Raw genomic sequence first — 12436 nt, forward strand, 5'->3', positions numbered from 1 at the left:
TTGGCAGTTTCTCGTGACGGCCGGCCCGTCGGGGCATGCTTTCCAGCGCCCCCGGCGAAGGAGGTGTGGGAGAGCCCCGCGCAAGCCCGCAAATGGCTAGCCTAAATCGCGGTTCGCCGAGAAGCAGGCTTTTCTGGCCGCGACGTTTTTTCGCTTACCTGCGAGGATCGGGGCGGGTGTGGCAGGGACGGGGCGGGACCGGGACGGCCGGCCGTGCTTGACGGCACCCCCGCCACCCTTTACTTAACCGCCGCGGCGGCGGGCGTAGCTCAGGTGGTTAGAGCGCCAGATTGTGGATCTGGATGTCGTGGGTTCAAGTCCCATCGCTCGCCCCAGTTCTCCTTCAGTTTTATGCCGACGGGTTCGACAGGTTTTCTGCCGGAAATGCCCCGGCGACGGTGCGGGGGAGCGGGTCCGGATCGGGCGGGGACAGGCCCCGCGGGGGCACCATGGATCGCGACGCCATCCTCTTCGCCAACGAGGCCTTCTACCGGGCCTTCGCCGATCGCGACCCCGCCGCCATGGAAGACCTCTGGGCGAAGGACGCGCCGGTGGTCTGCATCCACCCCGGCTGGGCGCCGCTGACCGATCGCGAGACTGTCGTCGCCAGCTGGCGCGCGATCCTGACCGGGCGTAACGCGCCCGACATAAAATGCCGGAACCCGCGCGTGTTCCAGCATGGCGAGACCGCGATCGTGATCTGTTTCGAGATGATCGGCGCCGGCTTCCTGGTGGCGACCAACTGTTTCGTACGCCAGCGCGGCCGCTGGAAAATGGTGCATCACCAGGCGGGCCCGACCAACCAGGATCCGCCGGCCGACAGCGACAACGACAATGAGCCGGGCGGGCCGGTGAATTGAGCAGGCATCTCTTGCGCCGGCCGTGGGTCGCATTGCATAGGGCTCCCCGCCACGGCATCATGCGCGCCATGATTCGCGCATTCTCGACACGGGCTTACGCCTTGCGTGGCGCCCTGATCATCGCAACGCTGCTGCTCTCGATCCTGGCCGGGACCCCGGCCCGGGCGGAGAGTTATGAGGCTGGTCTCGCGGCCTTCGACAAGGGCGATTTCGAGACCGCCGCCAAGGAATGGCGCCCCATGGCGGAGGGCGGCGATGCGCGCGCGCAGCATGGCATGGGCCTGCTCTACGAGATCGGCTCGGGCGTCGAGAAGCGCGACTATGCCGAAGCGGTCAAATGGTATCAGAAGGCCGCCGACCAGGGCCTGCCGGCGGCGGAGAACAATCTCGCGCTGATGTATGCGCAAGGGCGCGGCGTGCCGCAGAGCATGGAGCAGGCGGCACGCTATTGGCGCTTTGCCGCCGAGGGTGGTCACCCCATGGCCGAGTTCAATCTCGGCCTCATGTATTACAAGGGCGAGGGTGGCCTGGCCCAGAGCTTCAGCGACGCCGCCTGGTGGTTCGCCCAGGCCGCGACCCAGGGCTCGGCCGATGCGCAGTACGCGCTGGCGGAAATGTATCGCTCCGGCCGCGGCGTGCCGAAGAATCTCCAGGAAGCGAAGCGCTGGTACACGGAATCGGTGCAGGGCGGAAATCCCGCCGCCCAGAAACGCCTGGCCACGATCGACAAGGACATCCTGGCGGAACAGACACGCTATGCCCCGGCCTGGGCGCAGGGGTCCTCCGTCGACAAGGAGCGCCAGGCGGAGGCCGACGCCGCCGCCAAGGCCGCGGAGCAGGGGACATCGCCGGCGAGCATGGCGGTTCAGACGACGACCCCGGCGACGCAGACGGCACCCGCGACGACAACGACCGCAACGGCCGCGCCTTCGACAACGACCACAGTGCAGCCTTCGCCTTTGACGACGGCGGTGACCGCCGCCGCCACGGCGCCGGCGGCGACGGGCACCGGTGCCACGACCGTCGCTCCGCAGCCCCAGCCGTTCCAGCCGAGCGCCACCGGCAGCGGCACCTCGGCAGCGGCGGAAGATCCTTTCAACCCCACGCCGAAGCCTTTCGTTCCAACGCCTGGATCGGTTCCGACGGCGCCCGCGGCGACAACCGCCGCCGCGCCCGCAGCCACGGCAACGCTCACCCTGCCGACACCCACGACGACGCAGCAGGCAACGTTGCCGGCGGCCACCTCGACCCAGACCGCGACGCAGCCGGCTGCGAGCAGCGGGCCAGCGGTGCGGGTCTGGCTGAGCTCGACGCGCACGGAAGAGGAAGCCAAGGCCAAGTGGCAGGGCTTCCAAGCAACCTTCCCCGACCTGTTCGGCCGGCTGCAGGTGCTGATCAAGAAGGTCGATCTCGGCGACGAATCCGGCGTCTGGTACCGCGTCTTCGGCGGGCCGCTGCCCGATCGCGGCACGGCGCAGAATCTGTGCGGCGAGCTGATGTCGCGGTCGCCCGGCGACAGCTGCATGGTGGTGGTCAATTGACCCTTGCGCGGGGGCCCGCGTCGCGGTTGGGCGGGCTGAAGGCCCATCTCAGGGCCGGCGGCCAGGCCTTCGGCTGCTTCCTCAATTCCGGCAGCCCCAGCGTCGCCGAGATGATGGCGGCGGCGGGCTATGACTGCCTGATGATCGACGCCGAGCACAGCCCGATCGGCATCGAGACCATGCATGCCATGGCGACCGCGATCCGCTCCGGCGGCGCCTCCACGCTGGTGCGCGTGCCGGCGATGGATCCGGTCGCGATCAAGCTGGCGCTCGATCTCGGCGTCGACGGCATCATGGCGCCGGCGATCAACAGCGCGGCCGAGGCGAGGGCCTTCGTCGCGGCCTGCCGCTATCCGCCCGAAGGCCATCGCGGTGTCGCGGTGCCGGTCATCCGGGCCTCGGCCTATGGCTTCAACGCCGCCGACTACATCCGCGAGGCCAACGATGCGCTTCTGGTGATCGCGCAGATCGAGACCGCGCGCGGCGTCGCCGAGGCCGAAGCGATCGCGGCCACGCCCGGCATCGATCTCTGCTTCATCGGCCCGCACGATCTCTCGGCCAGCCTCGGCCATATGGGACAGCCGGATCATCCCGAGGCGAAGGCCGCGATCGGCCGGGTGGAAGGTGCCGTGCGCAAGGCGAAATGCTGGCTGGGCACGATCCCGACGGCATCGCGTGCCGCCGACCGCCTCTTCGCCGATGGCTATGAGCTGGTGCTGGGGAGCGCCGATCTGGCCATCCTGCGCGAAGCCGTTCGCGCCCAGGTCGAACGCTACAAGCCCACCCCGCGCTCGAGCTGAAAGCCGATCCCATGGCCGGCACCCCGTCGCCAACGGATCGAAACGCCAGCCCGCTTCTGAGCAATGACGAGATGCGCGAGGCCGATCGCCTGGCGATCGCCGCCGGCATATCCGGTTATGCATTGATGGAGGCGGCCGGCCAGGCCGTGGCGCGTGTCGTGATCGCCAACTGGGGACGGCGTCCGGTCCTGGTTCTCTGCGGTCCCGGAAACAATGGCGGCGACGGCTATGTCGCCGCCACTCATCTCAGGAATGCGGGATGGTCCGTCGTCGTGGCGGCGCTGGGGGCGCCCAAGTCCGGCACGGACGCGGCCGTCGCTGCGACCCGATGGCCGGGGATCGTCGCGCCGGTCGATCTCTCCCTGCTGGCCGAGCGGCCGCTCGTGATCGATGCGCTGTTCGGGGCCGGGCTCGCGCGCCCGCCCGACGGCGTCGCGCGCGCCATCATCGACGAGATCAACCGCCTCGGGCTCGATTGCGTCGGCGTCGATGTGCCGAGCGGCGTCGATGGCGACAGCGGCCAGGTTCTGGGGGCGGCCCCGCGCTGCCGGGCGACCGTCACCTTCTTCCGGCTGAAGCCGGGTCACCTGCTGCTGCCCGGCCGGGCGCTCGCCGGGTCCGTCCATCTGGCCGATATCGGCATTCCCGCCGCGGTGCTGGAGCGGATCCAGCCCCGATGCTGGCGCAACGATCCGGCGCTGTGGCGCGATCAGCTGCGCCGCCCCCGGCTGGAGGACCATAAATATACCCGCGGCCATCTGCTGGTGATCGCCGGCGGCGCCATGACCGGCGCCGGACGGCTGGTGGCGAGGGCGGCGCGCCGGGCCGGGGCCGGCATGGTGAGCTTGGCAGCCCCCGCCGAGGCGCTGCCGATCTATGCCGCCGACCAGCCGGGTCTCATTACCCTGGCCCTGCCAAAGCCGTCCGACCTGGCCGCCCTGATGCAGGGTCGGCGCATGTCGGCCTGCGTGGTCGGGCCGGGCAGCGGGGTCGGGGAGGGAACCCGCGATCTGGCTTTGGCTGCGCTCGCCACCGGGCGGTCCTGCCTGGCCGATGCCGATGCGCTGACGAGCTTCGCCGGCAAGGTCGAGGTCCTGGCCGCCGCGGTTCGTGGACCGTTCCTGATCACCCCGCATGAGGGCGAGTTCAACCGGCTGTTCCCCGATTTGGGCGCCGGCCTCGGCAAGCTCGCCCGGGTCCGGACCGCCGCGGCCCGTCTGGGCGCCGTGGTCCTGTTCAAGGGGGCCGACAGCGTCGTGGCGGCGCCCGACGGACGCGCGGTCGTCAACGACAACGCTCCACCCGACCTCGCCAGCGCCGGAACTGGGGATGTGCTGGCAGGGATTGCCGGGACCTTGTTGGCCCAAGGCATGCCGGCCTTCGAGGCGGCCGCGGCGGCGGTCTGGCTGCACGGCGCGGCAGGATCGGCCGTCGGACGCGGGCTGATTGCTGAGGATCTACCTGAAGAACTGCCCAATCTTCTCAAAAAACTAGAAAGTTAGGCGGCAATTCTGATAAACCGCCGCAACCCGCTGCCTTGGCCCCGGCTGCGTGCCTATGAGACGCGCGACCGCGACGCTTGCGCGCGGATCTTCGTCGTCGCCCAGCAGGTGGCGTTTCCTTGGGAGCCGCCGGGCACCGTGACGGAGGCGGGCTTCGATCGCTCGATCCGGGGCGAAGAGCTATGGGTAGCCGAGGTCGCGGCGTGGGCCTCGGGCCCCGGGCCGGTGCGATGGCAGGTGGCGGGGCTGGTCTCGGTGTTCATGCCCAGCCAGTTCGTTCACAGCCTGTTCGTCGATCCGGCTTTTCATGGCCTTGGGCTCGGCAGCGCGCTCCTGGACCGGGCGCTCTATGCGACCGGCGGACGGGCCTCGCTGAAATGCGACGAGCGCAACCGAAAGGGCTGTAGCTTCTATGAGCGGCGCGGTTGGCGGGCCAGCGAATGGGGCTGGGATCCGGACGGCGCCTGGATCCGTTTTTCGCGCTGATTCCCCAGCTTTCGTAAGGCTTCCAGGGGCCGGTGATTTCCTATTGTGCCTGGGATATCTGTGCTATACACCGCGCCCTGCGGTGGCAAACTGGGCCGGAGCCGCCGCGCCTCCCATCAGCGGGCGTGGCGAAACTGGTAGACGCGCCAGATTTAGGTTCTGGTGACGCAAGTCGTGGGGGTTCAAGTCCCTCCGCCCGCACCACGTCAGAGCAAACGGGTCTGATCCTTCAGGCCAGATGCTCGCGCCGATCGAGGGTGGCCTTGCCACCGCCCAGCCGGCGCGGGCGACACCGATGACACGGACAGGGTTCGATGCAGGTTACTGAAACGGCCAACGAAGGTCTCAAGCGCGAGTTCAAGATCGTCATTCCGGCGAGAGACTTCGAGAAGAAGATCGAGACCGAGCTCGCGGAGTATGGCCGCCAGGCCAACCTGCCGGGCTTTCGTCCCGGCAAGGTGCCGATGCCGGTCCTCAAGCAGCGCTTCGGTCAGTCCGTCCGCGGCAAGGTGATCCAGAGCACGGTTCAGGATGCGAGCTTCCAGGTCCTGAACGAGCGCGGCCTCAAGGCCGCGGGTCAGCCCCGCATCGAGATCACCAAGGGCGCCGAAGGCGAGGACGTCGAGTACAACCTCGCGATCGAGCTGATGCCCGAGATCAAGCCGATGGACTTCTCGACCCTCCAGCTCGAGCGCCTCAGCGCCGACATCACCGACAAGGATGTCGCCGAAGCGCTGGATCGTTTTGCCGCGAACCAGAAGCGCAGCCAGCCCGTCGCCGCGCCGCGCGCTGCCCGGTCGGGCGATGTCGCCGTGATCGACTTCGAGGGCAAGATCGACGGCGTGCCGTTCCAGGGCGGCAAGGCCGAGGGGCATTATCTCGAACTCGGCTCCAACAGCACCATTCCCGGTTTCGAGGACCAGATCATCGGTCACCAGCCGGGCGACAGCTTCACCATCGACGTGACCTTCCCGGAGGCCTATCCGAGCCAGGAAGTGGCCGGCAAGGCTGCCAAGTTCGACATCACGATCAAGGAGTTGCGCGAGCCCCAGACGGTCGCGGTCGATGACGAGCTGGCCAAGTCGGTCGGGCTGGAATCGCTCGACGCGCTCAAGGAGCAGGTGAAGGGCCGCCTCGAGCGCGATTCCGGGTCGCTGTCGCGCGGTCGCCTGAAGCGCCAGCTTCTTGACAAGCTGGCCGAGGGTCACGACTTCACCCTTCCGCCGGGCCTGGTCGATACCGAGTTCGATGCGATCTGGCAGCAGATCGTGGCCGACCGCCAGGCGGGCCGCCTCGACCCCGAGGACGCCAACAAGGACGAAGAGCAGCTCAAGAAGGAATACCGCGAGATCGCGGAACGCCGGGTGAAGCTCGGGCTGCTCCTTTCCGAAGTGGGACGGCAGCACAATATAGAAGTGAGCAATGACGAGATTGGCCGCGCCATCATGGCGGAGGCCAGTCGGTATGCCGGCAGCGAGCGCAAGGTGATCGAATATTACCAGCGCACGCCGGAGGCCTTGGCCCAGATCCGCGCCCCGCTCTACGAAGAGAAGGTGGTGGACTACATCCTCGAGCAGGCCAAGGTCTCAGAGCGAAAGGTGCCTCTCAGCGAGGTCACTTTCGATGACCAACCGGCGAAGAGTTGAGGCAAGCTGTCGGAAGGCGCCCCGATTCGGGGCATAAAGGACGAACCCGATGATCTACGACCGCGATCCCGTCGAGACTTATACCAATCTGCTCGTGCCCATGGTGGTGGAGCAGACCAACCGGGGCGAGCGCGCCTTCGACATCTATTCGCGCCTGCTCAAGGAACGCATCATCTTCCTCGTGGGGCCGGTGAACGATCAGGTGTCGAGCCTGGTCTGCGCCCAGCTGCTGTTCCTCGAGGCCGAGAATCCGAAGAAGGACATCTCGCTCTACATCAACTCGCCGGGCGGGGTCGTGACCTCCGGTCTCGCGATGTACGATACGATGCAGTACATCCGCTCCGACGTTTCCACCGTCTGCATCGGCATGGCGGCCTCGATGGGCTCGCTGCTGCTGACCGCCGGCGCCAAGGGCAAGCGCTACTGCCTGCCCAATGCGCGGGTGATGATCCATCAGCCCTCGGGCGGCTATCAGGGCCAGGCGACCGACATCGAGATCCACGCCCGGGAAGTCCTGGCGGTGAAGGCCCGGCTCAATGCCATCTACGCCAAGCATACCGGCCAACCGCTGGACAAGATTGAAGAGTCGATGGAGCGGGACAATTTCATGACTCCGGAGAAGGCCAAGGAATTCGGCCTGATCGATGAGGTCGTGGACAAGCGTCCGGGTGCCGACGCCGATGAGACCACCGGCGCAAGTGCCTGAAGGGATTAACGAGTTATTGACCGTACCGGTGCTATTCCAAGACCGTGGCGGCTCAGGCTCGACGAGTCGGCCCGTCGGCGCCGGGGAACGGGGCAGCAACCCCTGGCGTTGATTGAGAAATTGGGCGTTGTGTCACGGCAGAGGCTGCGGCTAACATTTCACGTTGAGTTGGCGTATCGGGATCGGGATCGAGCGGTTCGTTCATGAACAAATCCAGCGGCAGCGATAGTAAGAGCACGCTTTACTGCTCCTTCTGCGGCAAGAGCCAGCATGAGGTCCGGAAGCTCATCGCCGGACCCACGGTTTTCATCTGCGACGAATGCGTCGAGCTCTGCATGGACATCATCCGTGAAGAGCACAAGACGACGCTGGTAAAGTCGCGCAACGGCGTGCCGACGCCGCAGGACATCTGCAAGGTCCTGGACGACTATGTGATCGGCCAGGACCACGCCAAGCGCGTGCTGTCGGTGGCGGTCCACAACCACTACAAGCGCCTCTCGAACACCGGGAAGTCGAACGACGTCGAACTGGCGAAGTCGAACATCCTGCTGGTCGGTCCGACCGGTTGCGGCAAGACGCTGTTGGCCCAGACGCTGGCGCGCATCATCGATGTGCCCTTCACCATGGCCGATGCGACCACGCTGACCGAGGCCGGCTATGTCGGCGAGGACGTCGAGAACATCATCCTCAAGCTGCTGCAGGCCGCCGACTACAATGTCGAGCGCGCGCAGCGCGGCATCGTCTATATCGACGAGGTCGACAAGATCAGCCGCAAGTCGGACAACCCGTCGATCACCCGCGACGTGTCGGGCGAGGGCGTGCAGCAGGCCCTGCTGAAGATCATGGAGGGCACCATTGCCTCGGTGCCGCCGCAGGGCGGGCGCAAGCATCCGCAACAGGAGTTCCTGCAGGTCGACACCACCAACATCCTCTTCATCTGCGGCGGCGCCTTCGCCGGCCTCGAGAAGCTCATCTCGCAGCGTTCCAACAAGGGTGCGTCGATCGGCTTCGGTGCCGATGTCCGCAGCCCCGACGAGCGCCAGACCGGCGAGATCCTGCGGGATGTCGAGCCCGAGGATCTGCTGAAGTTCGGCCTGATCCCGGAATTCGTCGGCCGTCTGCCGGTCGTGGCGACGCTCGACGATCTGGACGAGAAGGCGCTCATGGACATCCTCACCAAGCCGAAGAACGCGCTGGTGAAGCAGTATCAGCGCCTGTTCGAGATGGAGGATATCCGCCTCGAATTCACCGATGACGCGCTCAAGGGCGTCGCCACGCGCGCCATCGCGCGCAAGACCGGCGCCCGCGGCCTGCGCTCGATCCTCGAGAGCATCCTGCTCGATCCCATGTTCGAGATGCCGAGCCGGGAAGGGGTGGAGAGCGTGGTGATCGGCCGCGAAGTGGTCGAAGGCAACGCCAAGCCGCTCTACATCTACACCGACCGACGCGAAGACGTTGGCAGCACCGCCTGATGGGCAGGCCCGCCTGGAGCGGGCCGCCACTCCCTTGGACGGATTTCCGGGTAACCATGGCGGCTTCGCTCGCAAGCCCCGGAAACAACGTCGCCTTTCCAGCACATCCTTGAAGATCGCCGGTTTTTCACCATTTGTGATGTGAGAATCGGGATATAGTTTGGGCTTGGTGGGTGCCTTCTCAGCACCCCCGGCCGACGGGTGACCCCCGAAGAGGAATCATGATCGAAACCCAGAACGGCACACTCTACCCAGTCCTACCCCTGCGGGACATTGTGGTGTTCCCGCATATGATCGTTCCGCTGTTTGTCGGGCGCGAGAAGTCCGTGCGCGCGCTCGAGGACGTGATGAAGGATGACAAGCAGATCCTGCTCGTCACCCAGAAGAACGCGGCCCAGGACGACCCCACCACCGCCGACATCTACACCGTTGGCACGCTCGGCACCGTGCTGCAGTTGCTGAAGCTCCCCGACGGCACCGTGAAGGTGCTGGTCGAAGGCGGCAAGCGCGCGCGGATTCTGAAGTACACGGAGAACGAGGCGTTCTTCGAGGCCTTTGCCGAACCGCTCGAGGAAGAAGCCGGCGATACCAAGGAAATCGAGGCCCTGGCCCGGACCGTGGTTTCGCAGTTCGAGCAGTACATCAAGCTGAACAAGAAGGTGCCCCCCGAGGTGCTGGTCTCGATCAATCAGATCGAGGAACCCGGCAAGCTCGCCGATACCGTCGCGTCGCATCTCTCGCTCAAGATCCCCGAGAAGCAGGACCTGCTGGAGGCCACCTCCGTCGGGCAGCGCCTCGAGCGCGTCTATGGCTTCATGGAGAGCGAGATCGGCGTGCTCCAGGTCGAGAAGCGCATCCGCAGCCGCGTGAAGCGGCAGATGGAGAAGACGCAGCGCGAGTACTATCTGAACGAGCAGCTCAAGGCGATTCAGAAGGAGCTGGGCGAGGGCGAGGACGGCCGCGACGAGCTGGCCGAGATCGAAGAGAAGATCGCCAAGACCAAGCTCTCGAAGGAAGCGCGCGAGAAGGCCATGGGGGAGATCAAGAAGCTCCGCTCCATGAGCCCGATGTCGGCCGAGGCGACGGTAGTGCGCAACTACCTCGACTGGATGCTGTCGATTCCGTGGAAGAAGCCCACGAAGGTGAAGCGCGACATCCGGCTCGCCGAGAAGGTGCTCAACACCGACCATTACGGTCTCGAGAAAGTGAAAGAGCGCATCCTCGAGTATCTCGCCGTGCAGCAGCGCATGAACAAGATCAAGGGGCCGATCCTCTGCCTGGTCGGGCCTCCGGGCGTGGGCAAGACCTCGCTCGGCAAGTCGATCGCGCGCGCGACCGGCCGTAACTTCGTTCGCATGTCGCTCGGCGGCGTGCGCGACGAGGCCGAGGTCCGCGGCCACCGGCGCACCTATATCGGGTCGATGCCCGGCAAGGTGATCCAGGGCATGAAGAAGGCGAAGTCGTCCAACCCGCTGTTCCTCCTCGACGAGGTGGACAAGCTGGGCGCCGACTGGCGCGGCGATCCCTCCGCGGCCCTGCTCGAGGTCCTCGATCCCGAGCAGAACTCGACCTTCAACGACCACTATCTCGAGGTGGATTACGACCTCTCCGACGTCATGTTCGTGACGACGGCGAACACGCTGCGCATGCCGCAGCCGCTGCTCGATCGTATGGAGGTCATCCGCATCCCCGGCTACACCGAGGACGAGAAGGTCGAGATCGCCAAGCGCCATCTGCTGCCCAAGCAGATCAAGGAACATGGCCTGAAGAAGAACGAGTGGGCCATCTCCGACGACGCGATGAAGGACCTGATCCGCTACTACACGCGGGAAGCCGGCGTCCGTAACCTGGAGCGCGAGCTCGCCAACCTGGCGCGCAAGGCGGTCAAAGAGATTCTGATGAAGAATCTCAAGAAGGTGACGGTCACCCGCCGCAACCTGGCGAAGTATGCGGGCGTTCGCCGCTTCCGTTACGGCGAGGTCGAGACCGAGGATCTGGTGGGCATCACCACCGGCCTGGCCTGGACCGAGGTCGGCGGCGAGATCCTGCAGATCGAGGCAGTGACGCTGCCGGGTAAGGGCCGGGTGATCACGACCGGCAAGCTCGGCGACGTCATGAAGGAGTCCGTCCAGGCGGCCGAGAGCTACGTGAAGTCGCGGGCGACCGCGTTCGGCATCAAGCCGACGCTGTTCGAGAAGCGGGATATCCATGTGCATGTGCCCGAAGGGGCCACGCCCAAGGACGGCCCGTCGGCCGGCGTCGCGATGTTCACGTCCATTGTGTCCGTTCTGACAGGTATCCCGGTGCGGCGCGATGTCGCCATGACGGGCGAGATCACGCTTCGCGGCCGCGTGCTGCCGATCGGCGGTCTCAAAGAGAAACTGCTGGCGGCGCTGCGGGCCGGCACGAAGATCGTGCTGATCCCGTCGGAAAACGAGAAGGACTTGGCCGACATACCGGACAACGTTAAGCGCGAACTTAAGATCATCCCGGTTTCGAATGCGGATGAAGTTCTGCGCAACGCGTTGACCCGGGAGCCGATCCCGATCGAGTGGACCGAGCCAGAGGACGTGCGCAAACTGCCGACCGACGATGCCGACGACAGCCGAGGCGGCATCGTCACGCACTGACGCTTCGAAAACGAGAGTTGGCACGGGCGCGCGAGCCATGATAGGAACGCGCGCCCGCTGCTTTTGACGGGCCCAATTCCTGGGGATATCCACGGTTCTCCAATTGACGGGTTTGTAAAGCACGGCCTAGACTCGACGGTCGTCGCGCACCAATCCGCCGAATTTCCTCATCCGCGCCTCTCGGCGCCCACTCATCCCAATTCGAAATAGGGGGTACTCACGGTGAACAAGAACGACCTCATTGCCGATGTCTCGACCGAGACCGGCTTGTCCAAAGGTGATGCGGCGCGCGCGGTCGATGCCGTCTTCGACGCCATCACCAAGTCGCTGAAGAAGGGAACCGAAGTTCGTCTCGTCGGCTTCGGCACGTTCGTCGTCACGAAGCGCGCCGCGTCCGAAGGACGCAACCCGCGCACGGGCGAGAAGATCAACATCCCGGCATCGAAGCAGCCGAAGTTCAAGGCCGGCAAGGCGCTCAAGGACGCCGTCAACTGACGCTTGCGTCCCATTCCGGTTTCGCACCGGCCGCCTGCGCCCTGGCGCGGCGGCCGGTCGCGTTTCCAGGACAATTCCGATAGAGTGCCTCGCGGCCGTTTTCCGGCCCTGCATATCCCGGCGCTGAAGAGGCAGGGCAGGGGCGATTAGCTCAGTTGGTAGAGCATCTCGTTTACACCGAGAGGGTCGGCGGTTCGAGCCCGTCATCGCCCACCAAGCCTGGCCCGTCGTCGGCCTCCGGCGATGCCTGCCAAGAGGCCTTAAGACCACATAAATCGGGCCCGGGTTAGGCTCGGCC

At 66.0% G+C, this 12436-nt stretch carries 10 protein-coding genes and 3 tRNA genes; all 13 read left to right on the top strand.

The genetic code is table 11. From position 1 onward, the window contains the following. Positions 1–258: 258 nt before the first annotated feature. The 13 genes from FRZ44_RS11910 (at position 259) to FRZ44_RS11970 (ending at position 12354) form a co-directional block, all read left to right on the top strand. Positions 259–335 (top strand) — tRNA-His (locus tag FRZ44_RS11910). 114 nt (positions 336–449) lie between these two features. Continuing rightward, entirely contained in the window at positions 450–860 is a 411-nt protein-coding gene (locus FRZ44_RS11915) for a nuclear transport factor 2 family protein (protein ID WP_151177394.1), read from the top strand. A gap of 68 nt (positions 861–928) precedes the next feature. Then, positions 929–2401: a tetratricopeptide repeat protein gene (locus FRZ44_RS11920; protein ID WP_191908551.1), complete on the top strand. Its 1473-nt coding sequence runs from the start codon at positions 929–931 to the stop codon at positions 2399–2401. Then, positions 2398–3201: an HpcH/HpaI aldolase family protein gene (locus FRZ44_RS11925; protein WP_151177396.1), complete on the top strand. Its 804-nt coding sequence runs from the start codon at positions 2398–2400 to the stop codon at positions 3199–3201. The genes FRZ44_RS11920 and FRZ44_RS11925 overlap by 4 nt, the downstream gene beginning before the upstream one ends. Positions 3202–3212: 11 nt before the next feature. Beyond that, the gene (locus tag FRZ44_RS11930) at positions 3213–4703 is read left to right on the top strand and encodes an NAD(P)H-hydrate dehydratase (RefSeq protein ID WP_151177397.1); all 1491 of its coding nucleotides are present in this window, start codon (positions 3213–3215) and stop codon (positions 4701–4703) included. 138 nt (positions 4704–4841) lie between these two features. After that, positions 4842–5189, top strand: a complete 348-nt coding sequence (locus FRZ44_RS11935) for a GNAT family N-acetyltransferase (RefSeq protein WP_191908552.1) — start codon at positions 4842–4844, stop codon at positions 5187–5189. Between the two features lie 119 nt (positions 5190–5308). After that, a tRNA-Leu gene (locus FRZ44_RS11940) sits at positions 5309–5393 on the top strand. Positions 5394–5503: 110 nt separating this feature from the next. Then, positions 5504–6835: a trigger factor gene (gene tig, locus FRZ44_RS11945; RefSeq protein ID WP_151177399.1), complete on the top strand. Its 1332-nt coding sequence runs from the start codon at positions 5504–5506 to the stop codon at positions 6833–6835. A 52-nt stretch (positions 6836–6887) separates the two neighbouring features. Next, on the top strand, positions 6888–7541 hold the full coding sequence (clpP, locus tag FRZ44_RS11950) for an ATP-dependent Clp endopeptidase proteolytic subunit ClpP (RefSeq protein WP_456077627.1): 654 nt from the start codon (positions 6888–6890) through the stop codon (positions 7539–7541). 203 nt (positions 7542–7744) lie between these two features. Beyond that, a complete protein-coding gene (clpX, locus tag FRZ44_RS11955) occupies positions 7745–9013 on the top strand; it encodes an ATP-dependent Clp protease ATP-binding subunit ClpX (protein ID WP_151177401.1) in 1269 nt (422 codons plus the stop codon). 221 nt (positions 9014–9234) lie between these two features. Further along, complete coding sequence (lon, locus tag FRZ44_RS11960; protein WP_151177402.1) at positions 9235–11643, top strand: endopeptidase La; 2409 nt, start codon at positions 9235–9237, stop codon at positions 11641–11643. 222 nt (positions 11644–11865) lie between these two features. Next, positions 11866–12138, top strand: a complete 273-nt coding sequence (locus FRZ44_RS11965; protein WP_151177403.1) for an HU family DNA-binding protein — start codon at positions 11866–11868, stop codon at positions 12136–12138. 140 nt (positions 12139–12278) lie between these two features. Beyond that, positions 12279–12354 (top strand) — tRNA-Val (locus tag FRZ44_RS11970). The last annotated feature ends 82 nt before the right edge of the window (positions 12355–12436 follow it).

The sequence above is a fragment of the Hypericibacter terrae genome (assembly GCF_008728855.1).
GTDB lineage: Bacteria > Pseudomonadota > Alphaproteobacteria > Dongiales > Dongiaceae > Hypericibacter > Hypericibacter terrae.

Coding starts and splice junctions, on each gene's coding strand:
- FRZ44_RS11915 (WP_151177394.1), top strand. CDS start 450: ATGGATCGCGACGCCATCCTCTTCGCCAACGAGGCCTTCTACCGGGCC.
- FRZ44_RS11920 (WP_191908551.1), top strand. CDS start 929: ATGATTCGCGCATTCTCGACACGGGCTTACGCCTTGCGTGGCGCCCTG.
- FRZ44_RS11930 (WP_151177397.1), top strand. CDS start 3,213: ATGGCCGGCACCCCGTCGCCAACGGATCGAAACGCCAGCCCGCTTCTG.
- tig (WP_151177399.1), top strand. CDS start 5,504: ATGCAGGTTACTGAAACGGCCAACGAAGGTCTCAAGCGCGAGTTCAAG.
- clpX (WP_151177401.1), top strand. CDS start 7,745: ATGAACAAATCCAGCGGCAGCGATAGTAAGAGCACGCTTTACTGCTCC.
- lon (WP_151177402.1), top strand. CDS start 9,235: ATGATCGAAACCCAGAACGGCACACTCTACCCAGTCCTACCCCTGCGG.